Origin of the sequence: Amycolatopsis sp. NPDC049691 (genome assembly GCF_040675005.1) — a bacterium.
Taxonomy (GTDB): Bacteria; Actinomycetota; Actinomycetes; order Mycobacteriales; family Pseudonocardiaceae; genus Amycolatopsis.
On sequence record NZ_JBFANX010000004.1, the window covers coordinates 390,816 to 409,513 of the forward strand.

The 18,698-nt window shown below is 72.8% G+C and carries 17 protein-coding genes; 11 read left to right on the forward strand and 6 right to left on the reverse strand.

Annotated features, from left to right (window positions below):
• Nucleotides 1-11 precede the first annotated feature (11 nt).
• Nucleotides 12-1,400, reverse strand: a complete 1,389-nt coding sequence (locus AB0J40_RS11765) for a carboxylesterase family protein (protein ID WP_364451010.1) — start codon at nucleotides 1,398-1,400, stop codon at nucleotides 12-14.
• 56 nt (nucleotides 1,401-1,456) lie between these two features.
• On the opposite strand from AB0J40_RS11765, the gene AB0J40_RS11770 reads away from it, so the two are divergent.
• From AB0J40_RS11770 to AB0J40_RS11780, 3 genes are all read left to right on the forward strand, one after another.
• Nucleotides 1,457-1,864: a nuclear transport factor 2 family protein gene (locus AB0J40_RS11770; RefSeq protein WP_364451013.1), complete on the forward strand. Its 408-nt coding sequence runs from the start codon at nucleotides 1,457-1,459 to the stop codon at nucleotides 1,862-1,864.
• Between the two features lie 33 nt (nucleotides 1,865-1,897).
• Nucleotides 1,898-3,781 carry a Na+/H+ antiporter gene (locus AB0J40_RS11775; RefSeq protein WP_364451015.1) on the forward strand — a complete coding sequence of 628 codons (1,884 nt, stop codon included), beginning with the start codon at nucleotides 1,898-1,900 and terminating at the stop codon, nucleotides 3,779-3,781.
• Nucleotides 3,782-3,845: 64 nt separating this feature from the next.
• Entirely contained in the window at nucleotides 3,846-4,532 is a 687-nt protein-coding gene (locus AB0J40_RS11780) for a histidine phosphatase family protein (RefSeq protein WP_364451018.1), read from the forward strand.
• On the opposite strand, the gene AB0J40_RS11785 is transcribed toward AB0J40_RS11780, so the two are convergent.
• Together AB0J40_RS11785 and AB0J40_RS11790 are read right to left on the reverse strand one after the other, a co-directional pair.
• Nucleotides 4,516-5,262 (reverse strand): ABC transporter permease, encoded by a 747-nt coding sequence (locus AB0J40_RS11785; protein ID WP_364451020.1) that lies wholly within the window; start codon nucleotides 5,260-5,262, stop codon nucleotides 4,516-4,518. The genes AB0J40_RS11780 and AB0J40_RS11785 overlap by 17 nt on opposite strands.
• 16 nt (nucleotides 5,263-5,278) lie before the next feature.
• Nucleotides 5,279-5,740, reverse strand: a complete 462-nt coding sequence (locus AB0J40_RS11790; RefSeq protein ID WP_364451023.1) for an MmpS family transport accessory protein — start codon at nucleotides 5,738-5,740, stop codon at nucleotides 5,279-5,281.
• Between the two features lie 139 nt (nucleotides 5,741-5,879).
• On the opposite strand from AB0J40_RS11790, the gene AB0J40_RS11795 reads away from it, so the two are divergent.
• The 4 genes from AB0J40_RS11795 (at nucleotide 5,880) to AB0J40_RS11810 (ending at nucleotide 9,702) form a co-directional block, all read left to right on the forward strand.
• Nucleotides 5,880-6,989, forward strand: a complete 1,110-nt coding sequence (locus AB0J40_RS11795; protein WP_364451025.1) for a helix-turn-helix domain-containing protein — start codon at nucleotides 5,880-5,882, stop codon at nucleotides 6,987-6,989.
• A gap of 105 nt (nucleotides 6,990-7,094) precedes the next feature.
• A complete protein-coding gene (locus tag AB0J40_RS11800; RefSeq protein WP_364451027.1) occupies nucleotides 7,095-8,072 on the forward strand; it encodes a LacI family DNA-binding transcriptional regulator in 978 nt (325 codons plus the stop codon).
• Between the two features lie 339 nt (nucleotides 8,073-8,411).
• Nucleotides 8,412-8,993, forward strand: a complete 582-nt coding sequence (locus AB0J40_RS11805; RefSeq protein ID WP_364451030.1) for a DNA-binding protein — start codon at nucleotides 8,412-8,414, stop codon at nucleotides 8,991-8,993.
• A 52-nt stretch (nucleotides 8,994-9,045) separates the two neighbouring features.
• The gene (locus AB0J40_RS11810; RefSeq protein WP_086680664.1) at nucleotides 9,046-9,702 is read left to right on the forward strand and encodes an RES family NAD+ phosphorylase; all 657 of its coding nucleotides are present in this window, start codon (nucleotides 9,046-9,048) and stop codon (nucleotides 9,700-9,702) included.
• Nucleotides 9,703-9,839: 137 nt separating this feature from the next.
• Here AB0J40_RS11810 and AB0J40_RS11815 read toward each other — a convergent pair whose 3' ends face one another.
• Together AB0J40_RS11815 and AB0J40_RS11820 are read right to left on the reverse strand one after the other, a co-directional pair.
• Nucleotides 9,840-11,783 (reverse strand): S9 family peptidase, encoded by a 1,944-nt coding sequence (locus AB0J40_RS11815; protein ID WP_364451033.1) that lies wholly within the window; start codon nucleotides 11,781-11,783, stop codon nucleotides 9,840-9,842.
• Nucleotides 11,784-11,836: 53 nt separating this feature from the next.
• Nucleotides 11,837-12,799 (reverse strand): TerC family protein, encoded by a 963-nt coding sequence (locus AB0J40_RS11820; protein WP_364451036.1) that lies wholly within the window; start codon nucleotides 12,797-12,799, stop codon nucleotides 11,837-11,839.
• A 302-nt stretch (nucleotides 12,800-13,101) separates the two neighbouring features.
• On the opposite strand from AB0J40_RS11820, the gene AB0J40_RS11825 reads away from it, so the two are divergent.
• From AB0J40_RS11825 to AB0J40_RS11840, 4 genes are read left to right on the forward strand one after another with little or no spacing between them, the layout of a single operon-like run.
• Nucleotides 13,102-15,969, forward strand: coding sequence for an alpha/beta fold hydrolase (locus AB0J40_RS11825; protein ID WP_364451039.1), 2,868 nt, complete (start codon nucleotides 13,102-13,104; stop codon nucleotides 15,967-15,969).
• Complete coding sequence (locus AB0J40_RS11830; protein ID WP_364451041.1) at nucleotides 15,966-16,889, forward strand: ABC transporter permease; 924 nt, start codon at nucleotides 15,966-15,968, stop codon at nucleotides 16,887-16,889. Before AB0J40_RS11825 ends, AB0J40_RS11830 begins: the two co-directional genes overlap by 4 nt.
• A 27-nt stretch (nucleotides 16,890-16,916) precedes the next feature.
• Nucleotides 16,917-17,390, forward strand: a complete 474-nt coding sequence (locus AB0J40_RS11835; RefSeq protein ID WP_364451043.1) for a hypothetical protein — start codon at nucleotides 16,917-16,919, stop codon at nucleotides 17,388-17,390.
• An 18-nt stretch (nucleotides 17,391-17,408) separates the two neighbouring features.
• Nucleotides 17,409-18,143, forward strand: a complete 735-nt coding sequence (locus tag AB0J40_RS11840) for an enoyl-CoA hydratase/isomerase family protein (protein ID WP_364451046.1) — start codon at nucleotides 17,409-17,411, stop codon at nucleotides 18,141-18,143.
• Here the strand turns inward: AB0J40_RS11840 and AB0J40_RS11845 are convergent.
• Nucleotides 18,140-18,643 carry an SRPBCC family protein gene (locus AB0J40_RS11845; RefSeq protein ID WP_364451048.1) on the reverse strand — a complete coding sequence of 168 codons (504 nt, stop codon included), beginning with the start codon at nucleotides 18,641-18,643 and terminating at the stop codon, nucleotides 18,140-18,142. The two genes, AB0J40_RS11840 and AB0J40_RS11845, sit on opposite strands and share 4 nt — an antisense overlap.
• Between the last annotated feature and the right edge of the window lie 55 nt (nucleotides 18,644-18,698).

The following is an 18,698-nucleotide window of genomic DNA, read 5'->3' on the forward strand; positions in this document are numbered from 1 at the left end:
GCCGCCCCGGCTCAGTCCCAGAGGAGGCGCTGCTCGCGGTCCGGGTCGCTGACCGTCGCGCTGACGTCGTCGAAGAGGCGCGTCACCCGGTCCGCGGTCGTGTAACGCGGCCAGCCCGGGTCGCCGGTCGCGATGAACCGGACCCACGCGTCGAACATCTCCGTGGCCACCGCCTGCATGCGCTCGGCCGGGAACCTCCGGCCGGCGAAGAGGAACCGCCAGTTCCTGTTGCGGATGTCGTCGAACACCAGCGGCAGGTCGAGCCCGTGCGCCGCGCCGAGTCCCTTGCCGCGCGGCGCGATCCGCCAGTCCAGCCGGTACATCCAGGCGTCCGGCTGCCGTTCGGCGAAGCGGATCGCCGGGATCCACCAGTCCCCCGCGGTCAGCGCGCGGTTGCGGACCTGGTCTTCGGGCCAATCGGGCAGAACCGAGGTGTAGGCCGCGACGGCCTTCTCGATCTCCTCGGGGGTCAGCATCGTCGAGCCGACGCCCAGCAGCTTCGCGCCACCCGATTGCAGCCAGCTGAACAGGTCCTCTTCGTCGGCCGTCGTCCCGATCAACAGCGGGACTTCACGGACACCGACCACCGGTCGCTGGGAAAGCAGTTCGTCGCCGACGACCACGCGGTAGGTCACCTTGGTCCCGGACACCGCCGAAACCCGTTGCTGCGCCTCGAGAATCCGCGTCACCGGCAGCGTCGCGAGGTCCGACGGCGCGGCGTCCAGTTCCCGGAGGACCGCCGAAGCGACCGCCGCGCCCTCGGCCGGGGTGTGCACGACCGAGCCGACGCCGGTGCCGCTCTGCACGATCGCCTGGTGCACGAGCCCCCGGGTGGCGGGCACGGCCAGCAACGTCCCGACCGTGCGGCCGCCGTTGGACTGCCCCGCCAGCGTGACGCGCCCCGGATCGCCCCCGAACGCGGCGGCGTTGTCGCGCACCCACTCGAGGGCGGCGACCTGGTCGCGCAGGGACAGGTTCGAATCGGCGACGCCGGGCAGGTGCAGCATCCCGAGGACGCCGAGCCGGTAGGCGACGGTCACGACCACGACACCTCGCCGCGCGTACGCGGACGCGTCGAACTGGTGGGGCGCGCCCATCACGCCACCGCCGCCGTGGATCCACACCAGCACCGGGTACGAACCGGGCGACGAGGGCGCGTAGACGTTCAGGTAGAGGCAGTCTTCATCGCCGGTGAAGCGACGGCCGGTCAGTTCGGGCTGCGGTGCCCGCGGGGCCCAGTCGGTCGCTTCCCGGACGCCACTCCACGGCGGCGCCGGCCGGGGCGCCCGGAACCGCAGCTCCCCCACCGGCGGCTCGGCGTAGGGCACGCCGAGGAACGTCCGGACTCCGTCGCGTTCGGACCCGCGCAGGGCGCCGGCCGCGGTCTCCACCGTCGTCACGCGGCCCAGCCTACGAACTTGGCGTGGAGCGCGCTCCAGCGTGTTGACTACCAGGCATGAGCGCAGCCGAAAACAAGCAACTGCTGAGAACCGCCTTCGACGCCTGGGCGACCGGCGACATCCGCCCCCTGCTCGCCGCGATGGCCGACGACGTCACCTGGACGGTGAGCGGGCACAACAGCTGGTCCGGCACCTTCGCCGGCAAGGAGTCCGTCCGCCGCGACCTGCTGGGCCCGCTCGGCGAGCAGTTCGAGGGCACCTACACCAGCACCGCGAGCCGGTTCGTGGCCGAAGACGACGTCGTCGTGGTCGAGACGCGGGGCAGCGTCGCCACCAAGACCGGCGCGCGGTACGACAACGAGTACTGCTTCGTCTTCCGCCTCGAGGACGGCCGGATCCGCGAGATCACCGAGTACATGGACACCCAGCTGGTCGCCGAAGTGCTCACCGAGCTGGCCCGGTGACGCCCGCCGCGGCCCCCGGGTGATGATTACCCCGTGCACATCGCGGCAGAGATAGTGGCCCTGGTCGTGACCGTCCTCGTCGTCAGCGCCGGAGCGCGGCGGCTGGACTGGTCCGCCCCGCTGTGCCTGATCGTCGTCGGCGTCGCCGCCTCCTACGTCCCCGGCGTGCCCGAGGTCCACCTCGACCCCGAGGTCGTGCTGCTCGGCCTGCTGCCCCCGCTGCTGTACTCGGCCGCCATCCAGACGTCGCTGGTCGACTTCCGGAAGAACCGCAGCGCGATCGGGCTGATGTCGGTCGGGCTCGTCGTGTTCACCACGCTCGGCGTCGGCGTGGTCGCGTGGGCCGTGATCCCCGGCCTCCCGCTGGCCGGCGGCATCGCGCTCGGCGCCGTCGTCGCGCCGCCGGACGCGGTCGCCGCCAGCGTCGTCGCCCGCCGCGTCGGGATGCCGCGCAAGCTGATCCGGCTGCTCGAAGGCGAGAGCCTGTTCAACGACGCCGCCGCGCTGGTCGCCCTCCGCACGGCCATCGCCGCGCTGGCCGGGTCGGTCAGCCTGTGGCAGGTCGGCGCCGACTTCTTCCGCGCGGCCATCGGCGGGGCCGTGGTCGGGCTCGTCGTCGGGTTCGCGGCGGCGTTCGTCCGCGCCCGGCTGAACGAGCCGGTGCTCGACACCGCGCTGTCGTTCGCCGTGCCGTTCATCGCCTACATCCCGGCGGAGGCGATCCACGGCTCGGGCGTGCTCGCTGTGGTCATCGCCGGGCTCATCCTCGGGCACAAGGCACCGCAGATCCTGTCCGGCTCGACCCGGCTGGCGTCCCGGCTCAACTGGCAGACCATCGCGTTCCTGCTGGAGAACATGGTCTTCCTGCTGATCGGCCTGCAGCTGCGGCGGATCCTCGCGGAGGTCGCCGAAAGCGGCCTGTCGCTGGCGCTGCTGACCTGGATCTGCGTGGCCGTGCTCGGCGCGACCATCCTCACCCGGGTGCTCTACCTGATCGGCATCGGCACGGTGAAGCGCCTCGAACGGCGCCTGCTGCCGGAGAAGCCGCGGGCGAAGATCTGGCCGTGGCGCTACTCGGCCGTGATCGCCTGGGCGGGCATGCGCGGCGTGGTCACGCTCGCCGCGGCGTTCGTGCTGCCGGCGGACACCCCGCAGCGGGCCGTGCTGGTGCTCGCGGCGTTCGTCGTCGTGGCCGGCACCCTGGCCGTGCAGGGCATGACCCTGCCGCCGCTGATCCGGAAGCTGCGCCTGCCGCGGCCGGACCCGGCGGAGGACGCGCTGCAGGAGGCGGCCGTCCTGCACGACATGACCCGCGCGGCGCTGGCCAGGCTCGAGGAGATCCGGACGGACGACGACCCGCCGGAGATCATCCAGCGCCTGCGCGACCGGCTGCAGCACCGCGCCGACTCGGCGTGGGAGCAGCTCGGCCGCCAGAGCGCGCTGGCCGAGACGCCGAGCGACGCCTACCGCCGCCTGCGCCTGGAACTGCTCGACGTCGAGCGCCGCCAGTTCCTCAAGGCCCGCGACAGCGGCAGCGCCGACGACGACGTCCTGCGCAAGGTCCTGGAGCGGCTCGACATCGAAGAGTCCATGCTGGACCGCGACGAGGAAGAACCCGACGTCGAAGGCCGCGAACTGCGCACCCCGGCCGCGACGGCGGGGTCGTGCAAGCACCTGGCCCACGAGTGGGCCGACAAGGACCCGAGCTCGCCGGACTCCTGCGCCGCCTGCCTCGAAGAGGGCACGACCTGGGTGCACCTGCGCATGTGCCTGAAGTGCGGCAACGTCGCCTGCTGCGACTCCTCGCCGCGGCGCCACGCCACGCGGCACTTCCACGAATCCCGGCATCCGGTCATGCGCAGCTTCGAGCCCGGCGAGACGTGGCGGTGGTGTTTCGTGGACAAACAACTCGGCTAATCTCCGCCTTCCTCCCCACCACCACCCTCAACCGAGGCGCTTCGCGCCGCTGTACCGTCGAAGCATGAGCACGCCCGAGCAGGAGATCGAGTACCGCCAGCACCGCTTCAGCCCGCCCCCGGGCGCGACGGAGATCTTCCTGGTGCGGCACGGCGAGTCGGCTCCCGCGCGGGGCGAGAACCCCTTCACCCTGGTCGAGGGCCAGGCCGACCCGGAGCTCGCGCCCGACGGCCGCGACCACGCCCGGCGCGTCGGCGACCGGCTGGCCGGCGAGCGGATCGACGCGATCTACGTGACGACGCTGCGGCGCACGGCCGAGACCGCCGCGCCGCTGGCGGAGAAGCTCGGGCTGACCCCGTCCGTCGAACGGGACCTACGCGAGATCCACCTGGGCGACTGGGAGAACGGCCTCTTCCGCAAGTACAGCGCCGACGGCCACCCGATCATCGAACGGCTCTGGGCCGAGCAGCGCTGGGACGTCATCCCGGGCGCGGAGTCCGACGAGGCGTTCGGCGCCCGGCTGCGCGGCGCGTTGACGCGGATCGCCGAGGCGCACCCCGATCAGCGCGTCGCCGTGTTCACCCACGGCGGCGTGATCGGCGAGGTGTTCGCGCAGGCCAGCCGCTCGATCGAGCGGTTCGCGTTCCTCGGCGCGGACAACGGCTCGATCTCGCACCTGGTGATCCACGGCGACAACTGGATCATCCGGCGCTTCAACGACACCGCCCACCTGGCTACGCCGCTCGGCTGAGCTTCCCCGCGGCGACGAACTGCACGGTCACCAGGATCGAGACGGCTTCCGCGGCGAGCAGCCCGATCAGCACGAGCACCTGCGTCAGCCCCGCTTCGCTCGGCCCCGCGCCGCCGAGCAGCACGCCGACGTAGGCGCCCGGGAGCGTCACGAGGCCGACCGTGCGGGTCTGGTCCAGCGCCGGGATCAGCGCGTGGCCCGCCGACGGGCGGCAGATCTCCAGCGCGGCCGGGCGGGGCAGGAAGCCGAGGGCGAGCGCGGCTTCGTACTCGCCGTGGCGGGCCTTGAGCTCGTCGAGCGCGCGCCGGGCGGCCTGCGACGTCGCGGTCATCGCGCCACCGATGACGATGCCGGCGATCGGCACCACGGCGATCGGCTTCGGCGGGACCACCCCGGCGCCGAGGACCAGCGCGAGCACCGGCGCGACGCCGGCCCCGATCGCCAGCGCCGTCCAGGGCAGGTTCGCCCAGCCGCCGGCGCGCCGGGCCGACGTCACCGCGGCGATGCCGAACATCAGCAGCACGAACAGGCCGGTCAGGGGCGCCGAGCGCAGCACGGCCGTGATCACGAACGACACGAGCGCCAGCTGCGCCACCGCCCGGACGGAGGCGATCAGCACGTCCCGGCCCCGGCCGAGCCCGCCGGCCCGGACGACCGCCGTCCCGGCGACGGCGAGCAGGACCAGCACCGCCACGAGGGCGGGCCCGAAGGTGATCGCGGCGTCGTTCACGCCGCTCATCGTGCCGTCAGACGGCGCAGGTGAACTGGCGACCCGCCTCGGCGACGGCCTTCTCGGCGACGACGACCCCGTCGACGACGATCCGGCAGCGCAGCTCGCCGGGGCCGGGGTTGCGCGCGGCGACGCTGTAGAACTCGGTGCGGCCGAGGGGGCCGACCCGGGTGAATGCGGCCGACCACGGCGTCGCCACCTCGGCGTGCTGGGTCAGCACCGAGCCGGCGCCGGAGTAGGTGACGTCCTGGGCGCCGTGCGCGCCGAGCAGCTCGTAGACGACGGAGTGGCTCACGGTGGCGACGGCGGCCGGCACGACCGGCGCGGCGACCGGCTCCACCTTGGCCGGCCCGCGGGCGGACCGCGGCACCACGAACGACGTCACCGCGAAGGCCGCGGCGAGCACCCCCAGCACGACCACGACGCTGCCGGCCGACCGGACGCGGCCCTGGTCACGGCCCGCGGTGTGAGCACCCATGAAGAGGTCTTCTCTCGTCGCGCGCACCCTCGCCGGGTGCGTCGACCTCTATCTCGCCGTGACCTCACCGCGCGTTAGCCGTTACCCGCTGGGTTTCACCCGAACGGGTGCCCTCCGGTTTTTGTCGGTGCCCGGGTGCATGATCGGGGGTGTGTACGAGGAGGCGGCACCACCCCGGCGGCTGGCGGGCGTGGCGCGCTGCGTGTGGCGATCGGCGACGGCGGGCCCCAAGCGGATCGTCCCCGACGGCTGCCTGGACCTGGTCGTCGGCGACGGCGGGGTGTTCATCGCGGGCCCGGACACGGCGGCGTGGTCGTCGGTGACCCGGCCCGGGGCGGTGGTGCGGGGAGTCCGGTTCAAGCCGGGGCACGCCCCGGCGGTACTGGGCGTGGCGGCCGACGAGCTGCGCGACCGGCGGGTGCCGTTGGGCGAGCTGTGGGGGCGGGACGGCGAGGTGCTGGCGGAGCGGCTGCTGGAGGGCGAGCTGTCGCCGGCGGAGGCGGTGGCGTCGCGGCTCGCCGCGGTGGAGGTGTCGCCGGCGGATCGGGCGGTGGCGGAGTTGATCGAGCGGCTGGACGCGGGAGCGGCGCGGGTCGCGGAGGCGGCGGCATTGCTGACGGGGCGCGGCCCGGCCGGGATCTCCGCCAAGCCCGGCGTCGGCGAGGCGGCGGCGCTTCTGGCGCGAGGCGAGGTCGACCCGGCCCGGATCGCCGCCAAGCTCGACCCCCGCGCCCTCGCCGAAGCCGCCGCGCTCCTGGCCCAAGCCGAGGTCGCCCCAGCCCCGGTCGCCGCCAAGCTCGACCCCCGCGCCCTCGCCGAAGCCGCCGCCCAGTTGACCCGGCACGAAGCCGATCCGGCCCGGATCGCCGCGAAGACCGGCCCGGGGGCGGCGATGCCGGCCCGGCGGGAAGCACCACCCAGCCGCACCGCGCGGGCGACCTCGCCCGATGTCGCGGCCGCGCGGGTCGAAGAGCCCTTCGGCGTGAGCGAGCGGCGGTTGCGGCGGCGCTTCGTCCAAGCCGTCGGGTACGGGCCGGCCACCTACCTGCGCGTCACCCGGTTTCAGCGGGCCGTCCGGCTCGCTCCGCACGTTGCCGGGCTCGCCGAACTCGCCGCCGCCGCCGGGTACTCCGACCAGGCGCACCTCAGCCGGGACTGCCGGGCCCTCACCGGGCTGACCCCGCGGAGCTACTTCCCTCGTCCCTCCACTGTGGACGTGGCGGAGCGTGATCGGCTCCGTTCGGCGTAACCCCGGCGGTCAACCGGAAGTGGGCCATCACTCGCGGAGGTAAGCGGACGGTAAACGACCACCAAGAGCGCTATTCTCCCCTCGACCGGTGATCAGGGAGGGCGTGTGGCCACCATCAGCGACGTCGCGGCGCGGGCCGGCGTCTCCACGGCGACCGTGTCGCGGGCGCTCAACGGGAAGTCCACTGTGGACCCCACCCTCGCCGCGCGCGTGCAGGAAGCCGCCGCCGAGCTGGGGTATCACCCGAACGGGCTGGCCCGGAACCTGCGCCGGCAGGAGACCGCGGTCCTCGCGCTCATCATCTCCGACGTCGAAAACCCGTTCTTCACGGCCATCGCGCGCGGCGTCGAGGACCTCGCGCAGCGGTCGGGCTACTCGGTGGTGCTCTGCAACTCCGACGAGAACGAGGACAAGGAGCGCCGCTACATCGAGGTCGCGCTGCAGGAGCGGGTCGCCGGGGTGGTGCTGTCGCCGACCGGCCGGTCGACGAACGTCGAGGGCCTGCGCCGCCAGGGCACGCCGCTGGTGGCGGTCGACCGCCCGCTGCCGGCCGAGACCGGCGACCAGGTCCTGGTGGACACGCGCCACGCGGCCGCCGAAGCGACCCGGCACCTGCAGGCGGGCGGCTACCGCCGCGTCGGCTGCCTGACCGGGCCGGCGGGCGTCCGCACGGCCGACGACCGCCTGGCCGGGTACGCCGACGTCGTCGGCGAAGCGAACGTCGTGTCCCGGCGGGCGGAGTACCGCGCCGAGGGTGCCCGGCTCGCGGCACTGGAGCTGCTGGACGAGCCGTCGCCGCCGGACGCGCTGCTGGTCGCGAACAGCACGATGGCGATCGGCGTGCTGGAGGCGCTGTCGTCGCGCGGGCTGCGGTCCGGGCGTGACGTCGGGATCGTCTCGTTCGACGACGCCCCGTGGACGACGCTCATCGACCCGCCCCTGACGGTGGTCGCCCAGCCGGCGTACGAGGTCGGCCGCGTGGCGGCCCAGCTCCTGCTGGCACGGATTTCCGACAGCAGCCGCGAGGCCACGACCACGACGCTCGAGGCGACGCTGATCGAGCGGAAGAGTTCGCGCCGCTGACGCCGTGCGCGGGGGCCGGAGCGACGTGCCCGGGGGGCCGGCTCGTGCCGGGCCCCCCAGGCACGCCCCACCCCCTGTGTCCCCCATGACCGGCGCGAACCCGCCGGATCCTGTGAGCACGGAGCGGAAATCGTTTACTCACACGGAACGTAAGGCCGCGCAAGCACACTGTCAAGCCTGGACATCGTCGCGCGATGCCGTCAGACTGACCGGAAGTTGCCTACTCAACGTGTTGAGTGATGTGCCGTAAGTGTCGATCTCTGGTGAATTCACCCACAGATAGGGCAAGAAACCGCACGAACCCGCACACCCGCGCTGTTTCGGGTTAGTCTGATTCCCATGTCTGTAGCGCTGGAGAACATCCTCGCCAAGGCGGGCCTGAAGGTCGACGCGAACGAGTTCCTCACGCTCGTCGAAGACGCGGCGCGCAGACTGTCCCCGCCGAACCCCGATCCCTCGCACTACTTCTCGGCCGATCAGCGCGCCGCGCTCACCGACGTCGGGCTGGACCTGTCGCCGCGCCGGGAAGGCGAACCGGACTTCCGCGCGCGCACCGTGGCCGCGCACGCCGTCCTCGCCGAAGGCGCGCTCAGCGTCAACGAGGCGGCCCGGGCCCTCGGCGTCGACGACAGCCGCATCCGGCACCGCCTCAAGGAAGGCAGGCTGACCGGCTGGAAGGACGGCGGCTGGCGGCTGCCCGCATGGCAGTTCGCCGGCTCGGGCGTGCTCCCCGGCCTCGAAGTCGTGCTCAAGGCCCTCCCCGACGACCAGCCCGCGCTGGTCGTCGCCGCGTTCATGAGCACACCGCAGCCGGACCTCGTCATCAACGAGCACCCCGCGACCCCGCGGCAGTGGCTCCTCTCCGGGGGTGACCCGGAGCACATCGCCCGCCTCATCGCCACGCTCGGCTCGCCGTTCTAGGCTGGAGCGTCCCCGAGCAAGATCACCGACAAGGACGGACCACCCCCGACCCATGGCCCGGCTACCGCTGCCGCCCGCCCGATCCGTCCTGGTCCGGCAGCTGAACCGTGCGAGTGACGTGGTCACGGTCCAGCCCGCGACCAGGCTGGTCCGCATCTTCACGGCGCACGGCAACCACCCCCAGCAGTGGAATTCGTTCCGCTACACCGGCCCGCTCCCGCACGGCCGGTTCGACCAGCAGTCGCCCGGCCGCGGCGGCGCGCCGGTCACCGACCCCGCGAACGGGGTCCTCTACTTCGGCCTCACGGTCCGCACGTCGGTCGCGGAGGTCTTCCAGACCAGCTCGACGGTCGACCGCCGCACGCGCGGGCCGCGCCTGGTGGTCGTCCGCCCGACGCGCACCCTGCGCCTGCTCGACCTGACCGGCCTGTGGCCGACGCGGGTGGGCGCGTCCCAGGAGATCTCGAGCGGGCCGAAGAAGCTGACGCAGGCGTGGGCGCGCGCGATCCGCGGCGCGTTCAGCGACCTGGACGGCCTCTGGTACCGCTCTTCGATGGATTCGGGCGACCCGGCGATCTGCCTGTGGGACCCGCCGGCGGGAGCGGCGCTGCCGATCGCGCCGGACGTGCTGCTGCCGCTGGACCACCCGGGCCTGGACGTCCCGCTCGGCCGGGTCTGCGAAGAGCTGAACTACACGCTGCTGAACTGAGCTTCCGGCAAGGGGATGATCACCCGGAGGTCAGCCGCAGTTCCCGCGCCATCTCCTCGGAGATTTCGCCGGCACGCGGACACGCCCGGAAGTGCACCATCCGCCGCGTCTCGAGCTCGAAGTTCACGCGGGCACGGTCACAGGTGCCGGCCCCACCACTCGAGGATCGCTTCGAAGCGCTGGACGCGGTGCCGGGGACGGCCGGAGCGGGACAGCTCGTGCCCCTCCCCCGGGAACAGCAGGAACTCCGCCGGCGCGCCCGCCCGCCGCAGCGCGACGAACATCCGCTGCGCCTGCTCCAGCGGGCAGCGCCAGTCCTGCTCCGAATGCACCACCGCGAACGGGATCTTGATCTGCGCGGCGTAGGAAAGCGGCGACTTCTCGCGCTGCACCTCCGGGGAAGCACCGATGTACGCGTCGACGAAGAAGTAGCCGATGTCGGAGCTGCCGACCATCGAGTCCCACGCGTTGACCGCGCGCTCGCTCCACGCCGCCTTGAAGCGGTCGCCGTGGTGGGCCGCCAGCCAGCTCGTCATGAACCCGCCGTACGAGCCGCCCATGATCCCGACGCGGGAGCTGTCCAGGTCCGGCCGTTCGAGGGCCTTGTCCAGCAGCGCCAGGACGTCGTCGACGTCGACCGTGCCGAACGCCTCGGTGATCGCGTGGCCGTGGGTCTGGCCGTAGCCCGCCGACCCGCGCGGGTTGCCGAGCACCACCGCGTACCCCGCCGCCGCGTACACCTGCGCCTCGTCGAACACCGCCCAGTCCTGCTGGGTGAACGGGCCGCCGTGCACCACGCGCAGCACCGGGTGCGGGCCCTCGCCCTCGGGCAGCACCAGCCAGCCGTGCACCGGGTAGCCGTCCGGTGCCGTGGTCTCCAGCTCGATCATCGGCCGGATGCCCTTGTCGCGCAACGGCTTCGAGTAGTCGGTGAGCACGCGCGGCTCGCCGTCGCCGAGCAGCACGACCTCACCCGAGGTCGACGGCGTCGCGATCACCGCCGCCAGCACCGCACCGTCGAGCGTGAACGACCGCAGCGCCGTGCGGTCCGCGTAGACCACCGGCAGCTCGGCCAGCGGGGCGTCCGCGGCGGCGAAGGGCACCGCACGCAGCTCCACCGCGCCGCGGTTGCGGACGGCCACCAGCACGTCGCCCTCGCGCGGCGCCGGCGGCCCCGCCGACGCTTCGCAGTCCACGGTTTCGATGTCGGTGAGCCGGCGCGCCTTGACCGGGCCGGCGCCGAACTCCGGCGTCGCCGCGTACAGCCCGGTCATCGCGGCTTCGCGGTGCTCGTCGAAGGACTGTCCGAAGTAGAACAGCGTGCCGTCGGCGCCGAACGCCGGGCGCTCCGAGAAACCCGTGCCCCGCACCAGGACTTCGGGCTCGCCGCCCGACGCGGGAATCGCGCAGACGTCGCGGAAGTCGCTCTCGGCCGCACCCCAGTCCGGCGGCGCGGTGAAGACCACGCGGGTGCCGTCCGGCGTCCAGACCGGGCCGGTCACGTCGTAGCCGTCGCCGGTCAGCGGCTCCGGGTCGGGCGCGTCCTCGTCGAGCGCGTCGACGACGAACAGCCGCTGCATCCGGTCGCGCAGGAAGCCGATGTCGTCGATGCGGTAGTCCATGCGCGTGATCCGGCGCGGCGCCTCGGCGGCCGGCTCCGGCGTCTCGCCGTCGGCGTCTTCGGTGCCGTAGCGGCCGGGTTCCGGCACGCGCGCGGTGAAGGCGATCCGCCGGGAGTCCGGTGCCCACACCGGCTCGCCCACGCCGAGGTGCAACGACGTCACGCGGCGCGCGTCACCACCGTCGGCCGGCATGACGTGCAGCTGCGGGCTTCCCTCCGCACCCTTGCCCTCCCCCGCGCGGAGGAACGCCACCCAGCGCCCGTCCGGGGAGATCGCGGGCGCCGAGTCGCGCGGACCGTGCGTCCACGCGGTCTCCCCGCCGTCGAGCGAGACGCGGCGCAGCGAACCGTGCGCGGCGTTCGTCTCGAGGTCGGGCCTCTTCAACGCGGTGAGCAGCAGGTTCCCGCGCAGCGCGGGACGACCGGGGACGACGAGGGCTTCGATGTCGGCAGGACGCACGTCCCCGACCGTACCGGAAATCCTTAGCGCTGCGAACGACCTTAAGTCGGAACTTACGCGGCGACCTGCTTGCGTTCGTCGCGCCGGGCCTTCGCCAGGCTCGCGACCGTGGTCACGGTCAGCACGACGATGATCACCCCGAGGGAGATCCAGTTGTTGATGTCCAGCCAGTCCGGCACGACGTGGTACTCGTGCAGCGCGTGCAGGAACAGCTTCGCGCCGATGAACGCGAGGATCACCGCGAGGCCGTAGGTGAGGTAGACCAGCTTCGTCACCAGGCCGCCGAGCAGGAAGTACAGCTGCCGCAGGCCCATCAGCGCGAACGCGTTGGCGGTGAAGACGAGGAACGCCTCCTGCGTGATGCCGAAGATCGCCGGGATCGAGTCGACCGCGAAGAGCAGGTCCGCCGAGCCGATGGCCACGATCACCAGCAGCATCGGCGTGATCATCCGCTTGCCGTTGATCTTCACCGTGTAGTGGTGGCCGTGGTAGTCGTCGGTCACCGGCGCGATCTTGCGGACCTGCCGGGTGACGGCGTTCTCGTGGTACTCCTCTTCCTCGCCCTTGCCGCGCAGCATGCTGATCGCCGTCCAGACGAGCACCGCGCCGAAGAGGAAGAACACCCAGACGAACTGCTCGATGAGCGCGGCGCCGATCGCGATGAAGACGCTGCGCATGGCCAGCGCGAGCAGGATGCCGACCAGCAGCACGCGGTGCTGATGGATGGCGGGCACCTTGAACGACGCCATGATGATCATGAAGATGAACAGGTTGTCGACACTCAGCGAGTACTCGGTGATGTACCCGGTGAAGAACTCGACGCCCGGGTCGTGCCCGGCGAAGAACCACACGCCGGCGCCGAAGAGGATCGCGCAGGAGATGTAGAAGATCACCCAGCGAGCGGCTTCCCCCGTGGTCACTTCGTGCGGCTTGCGATCGACGATGACCAGGTCCAGCGCGATCAGCGCGAGCAGGCCACCGATCGTGGCGATCCACAGCCACAGGGGGACAGTCATGGAACCAGAACCTCCGGATAGTGCGCATGAGCAACTAACCGGAGGTCTCTCCCGCCGGTGAACACCGGCCGACGGTGCCGGGGGCGCAGGGCCACCGTGCTGACGACACCGCCGCGAAGGAATACTCCCCTCACAGCGCGTCCAGTTTGCCGGTTCTCCCCTCCCGAGCGCCAGCCGGAATCGCGCACGTCACCGGGTTGGTCCTGTAATTTCGGTCACTTGGGTCCACCAGGCGGTCCCGGACGTGTGATCGACGTGAGCCGGTGAGGACACTCTCAGGAAACCTCAAATAGGTTTCTCCCGTGCCCCGACTTCCGCTCCCGCGCACTCGCGGAGCCCGCCTCACCGCGCTCGCCGCCGTCGTCGTGGTCCTGGCCGCCGGCGCGGTTTTCTGGATCACGCGGCCCGCGGCGCCGCCTCCGGTGCCCACGCAGGACGCCATGATCGACCTGCCCGCGGCCCCCGGCTCGACGGAGCAGGTCAAGATCGACACGACCACCTTTCTGCCCGCCACCGTGCCCGCGCCCGCGGTGCTGCTGGCGCACGGCTTCGGCGGGGACAAGACCAGCGTCGCCGACGACGCGCGCGAGCTGGCGCGCAAGGGCTTCGTCGTCATGACGTGGTCCGCGCGCGGGTTCGGCAAGAGCACCGGCAAGATCGGGCTCAACGACCCGGACGGCGAGGTCGCCGACGCGAGCCGCCTGATCGACCGGCTCGTCGCGCAGCACCAGGTGACGCTCGACGCGAACGGCGACCCGAAGGTGGCCGTCACCGGCGCGTCCTACGGCGGCGCGCTGTCGCTCCTGCTGGCCGGCACGGACAAGCGCGTCGACGCGATCGCCCCGGTGATCACCTACAACGACCTCGCGCAGGGCCTGATCCCGAACGCGGCCACGCCCGCGCCCACGACGGCGGGCACCCCGGCCGCCGGCGCGTTCGCCACCGACGGCGTGTTCAAGAAGAGCTGGGCCGGCATCTTCTTCTCGGCGGGCTCGGGCGCGGCGGCGAGCGGTTCGCCATCGGCCGAAGCCCCCGAAGCCGGCCAGGAGACCGACACCGGGTCGACCGGTGCCGGCGGGACCGCCGCCGCGGCCGCCGTTCCCGCCGCGCCCGCGGGTGCGGGCGGCGGGCGCCCGAGCGGGCCCGCCGACCCGTGCGGCCGGTTCACCGCCGCCGTCTGCCGCGCCTACACCGAGCTGGGCACGACCGGGCAGGCGAGCCAGGCGAGCGTCGACCTGCTGCGCCGCGTCTCCCCCGCGTCGGTGACCGGCAAGATCACCGTGCCGACGCTGCTGGTGCAGGGCGAGAGCGACACGCTGTTCGGCCTCGACCAGTCCGACGCCACCGCGCGGCAGATCACCGCGGCGGGCGGCAAGGTCAAGACGATCTGGTACACCGGCGGCCACGACGGCGGGAAGCCCGGGCCGCAGCTGCGCGCCAAGATCGGCGACTTCCTCTGGAGCGCGGTCAACGGCGGCGACCCCGGCACCGGGTTCAGCTACGACGTCCAGGGCACGTTGCGCGCCAACGGGACGCCGTCGGTCCGCACGGTCAACGCGGCCGCCTACCCCGGACTGACCGGCCCGGCCACCGAGCGGCGGATGCTGGCGCTGTCCGGTCCCGCGCAGCCGATCGTGCGCCCGGCCGGGGCGAACCCCTCGGCGGTGAGCGGGATCCCCGGGCTCAACGGCGTCGCGAGCAGCTCGTCGCGGCTGGGCGCGCTGTTCGGCAACGACCCGCCGGGCCAGGCCGCGCAGTTCACCACCGCGCCGGTGGACGGGCAGGTCGTCGTCAGCGGCTCGTCGACCGTGCGGCTGCAGGTCGCCGCGGACCCGGCGCACCCGCAGCCGGACGCGGTGCTGTTCGCGAAGCTCTACGACGTCGGCCAGGACGGCTCCCGGGTGCTGCCCGCCAACGCGATCGCGCCGTTCCGGGTGAGCGGGCTGCCCGCCGACGGTACGCCGGTCGAGGTCACCGTGACGCTGCCCGGCATCGTCCGGCCGATCGAGGGCGGGCACTCGCTGCGGCTGGTCGTCGGCACGACCGACCAGGCGTTCGCGAGCCCGGCCGCGCCCGCGGTGTTCCGGGTCGCGCTGGCCGGCGGCACCGCGTTGGCCGTGCCGGTCGTCCCCGGGACGTCGGTGGGTTCGCCGGCGCCGGTGGGGCAGCTGGTCGGCATCGGCGTGACGCTGGCGATCGGCCTGGCCGCGGTGCTCTTCGCGGCGCTTCGCCGCCGTCGGGCCACCGACGTCGACCCGGAGCTGGCCACGACCCCGCTGGTGATCGAGGGGCTGCGCAAGCAGTACGCGGGCGGGTTCGTCGCGGTGAAGGACCTCTCCTTCCGCGTCGAGCCGGGCCAGGTGCTGGGCCTGCTCGGGCCGAACGGCGCGGGCAAGACCACCACGCTGCGGATGCTGATGGGCCTGATCACGCCGTCCGCGGGCAGCATCCGCGTGTTCGGGCACAAGATCACCCCGGGCGCGCCGGTGCTGTCGCGGATCGGCTCGTTCGTCGAGGGGTCCGGGTTCCTGCCGCACCTGTCCGGCCGGGCGAACCTCGAGCTGTACTGGGCCGCGACCGGGCGTCCCGCGGAGAAGGCGCACTTCGCGGAGGCCCTGGAGATCGCCGGGCTCGGCTCGGCCGTCGAACGCCGGGTGCGGACCTACAGCCAGGGCATGCGGCAGCGGCTGGCGATCGCGCAGGCGATGCTCGGCCTGCCGGAGCTCATGGTGCTCGACGAGCCGACCAACGGGCTCGACCCGCCCCAGATCCACCAGATGCGCGAGGTGCTGAAGCGGTACGCCGCGACCGGCCGCACGGTGGTGGTGTCCAGCCACCTGCTGGCCGAGGTCGAGCAGACCTGCACGCACGTCGTGGTCATGCACCGCGGTTCGCTGGTCGCCGCGGGCGAGGTCGGCGAGCTGGCCGCGGCCGGCGGCGAGGCGACGTTCCGGGTCGACGACCCGGCCGCGGCCGCGGCGGCGCTCAAGGCGGTCGGCGGGGTCACTTCGGTGGACGTCGACGGCGACCTCGTGCACGCCAACCTCGACGGGCTGCCGCGCGCCGACGCGGTCGCCGCGCTGGTGCGCGCCGGCGTCGCGGTCGAGCAGGCCGGGCCGAGGCGCCGGTTGGAAGACGCGTTCCTGCAACTGGTCGGAGATGAATCATGAGCGAGGGTGTGCACACCGATCCGCACGCGCTCGACGAGCTGAGCGACGTCGCTTCGGCCGAACACGCCGGCGTCGGGGCGGACGGCGCCGTCGAGGGCTACAGCGCCCGGCGGACGCTGCGGCTCGGCGTCGAGCTGCGCCGCCAGCTCAAGCGGCGGCGCACGCAGTTCCTGCTCGGGTTCGTCGCGATCCTGCCGTTCATCCTGGTGATCGCGTTCCAGCTCGGGCAGTCGAACCCGAACCGGCGCAGCGGCGGGTTCGTCGACCTGGCCACGGCCTCGGCGCCGAACTTCGTCGTGCTGGCGCTGTTCGTGTCGGGGACGTTCCTGCTGCCGATGATCGTGGCGCTGTTCTTCGGCGACACGATCGCGAGCGAGGCGTCGTGGTCGAGCCTGAAGTACCTGCTGGCCGTGCCGGTGCCGCGGCAGCGGGTGCTGCGGCAGAAGGCGATCGTGTCCGGGCTGCTGTCGGCGTTCGCGCTCGTCCTGCTGCCGGTGATGTCGCTGGTCGTCGGGCTGATCTGGTACGGCGCGGGCGACGCGATCAGCCCGACCGGCGACGCGGTGTCCTTCGGCGACAGCCTGCTGGCCATCGCACTGTCCACTGTGTACATCATCCTGCAGCTGGCGTGGGTGGCCGGCCTGGCGCTGGCGCTGAGCGTGTCGACCGACGCCCCGCTGGGCGCGGTCGGCGGCGCGGTGCTGGTGGCGATCCTGTCGCAGATCCTGGACCAGATCACGGCGCTGGAAGGTCTCCGGAACTACCTGCCGACGCATTACGCGTTCTCGTGGATGGACCTGATCTCGACCGACGTCGACTGGACCAACCTCGCGAGCGGACTGCTCTCGGCGGTGATCTACGGGACGGTGTTCTTCCTCTACGCCGGGCGCCGGTTCGCTCAAAAAGACATCACCAGCTGACGCCCGCACCCGGCGTACGCTGCGGAAATGACCACCGTGGTGGAATGGCACCAGCCGCCCGCGCCGCTGGTGAAGACGCTCAACGTGGTGCTGCGCAGGGTCCTGCCCAGCCCGCTCGGCCGCCGGGTCGGCGAGTTCATGCTGCTCGCCTTCACCGGCCGCCGGACCGGCCGGCGCTACCGCTTCCCGGTGACCGCCCACCGCGACGCCGACGGCCTGTTCGCGCTGACGCCCGCGAAGTGGAAGGCGAACTTCCGGGGCGGCGCGGACGTCGACGTCACGCTCGCCGGCCGGACGACGCCGATGCGCGGCGTCCTGATCGAGGACGAGGCCGTGGTCGCGCGGACCTACCTGGACCGCATCACCGAGCTGGGCCTGCGCCGCGCCGGGCGCGAGATCGGCCTGAAGTTCCCGGCCGGCCGGCTGCCGACGCCGGCGGAGGTCACCGAACTGGCACGCCGCGAGCACTTCGGTGTCGTCCGGTTGAGCGGTAAAACCTGAGCGGTTACGGTCGGGCGCGTGCCGATCACCTTGGAGCACCACCACGACGTCGCCGTGCTGCGGATCGACCACGGCAAGGCCAACACGCTCGACACCTCCTCCTGCCGCGAACTCGTCCTCCGGCTGGAGGAAGCCGTCGACGCCCGCGCGGTGGTGCTCACCGGCACCGGCCGGATCTTCTCCGCGGGCGTGGACCTCAAGCGGCTCCACGACGGCGGCGCGTCCTACGTGTCGGAGTTCCTGCCGCTGCTGTCCGACGCGCTGCTGGCGGTGTTCGGCTGCCCGCGGCCGGTGGTCGCCGCGCTGAACGGGCCCGCGATCGCCGGCGGCGCCGTGCTCGCCGCGGCATGCGACCACCGCGTGCTCGGCGCGGGCACCATCGGCGTGACCGAGCTGCTCGTCGGGGTGCCGTTCCCGTTGGCGGCACTGGAAATCCTGCGGTGCGCCTACGGCACCGCGCCGCTGCCGTCGCTCACCTACTCGGGTTCGACGTACGGCGGCGAGGACGCCCTCGCCCGCGGCCTGGTCGACGAGCTGGCGGACGACGTCCTCGAGCGGGCGCTGGCCGTCGCGACCCGGCTCGGCGAGCTGCCCGCCGAGCCGTTCGCGCACACCAAGGCCCAGATCCGCCAGCCCTTCCACGAGCGGATCGCCGAGTACCGCCACTCCGACGACCCGGAGGTCGAGCGGCTGTGGCGGTCACCCGCGGCCCTCGCCGCCGTCAAGTCCTATGTGGACGGGGTGCTCGGCTAGGCCGCGCGGACGCCGCTTTCGGCGAGGGACTTGATGCCCTCGACCGTCTTCTGCATGTTGGCCTGCAGCTCGCCGAGCCGCATCGCGACGATTTCCTCTTCGTGCTCGGGCATCGAGCCGATGATCGTCGTCAGGTTGGACGGGCCGGGGCCGATCTGGGCCCACTGGCGCAGGATCGTGCCGTCACCGTCGGGGACGAGCTCGAACTTCCACGACGCGGCCGGGTTCGTCACGTCCATCACGGCCCACGCGAACAGCCGCTCGGGTTCGTAGCCGGTCACGGTCGAGACCGTCTCCCACTCTCCGGCGACCGGGTGGGAGTTGCGGCCGCGGAACTGCGCGCCCAGGCCGGGTTCGGCGCCGTCGACCCAGCCGCCGCCCTGGAACTCGGTCGAGAACCGGGCCGGCAGGTCGACGTCCAGCAGCCAGGACCAGACCTCGGCCGGCCGTGCGGCGATGCGGACTTCGACCTGCGTCGTAGGGCAGTCGGAAACCTTCATGGCGGACCCCTCGCTCGATGCCGGTGCCTACGGATTCGGACCGTAACGTGGCGCT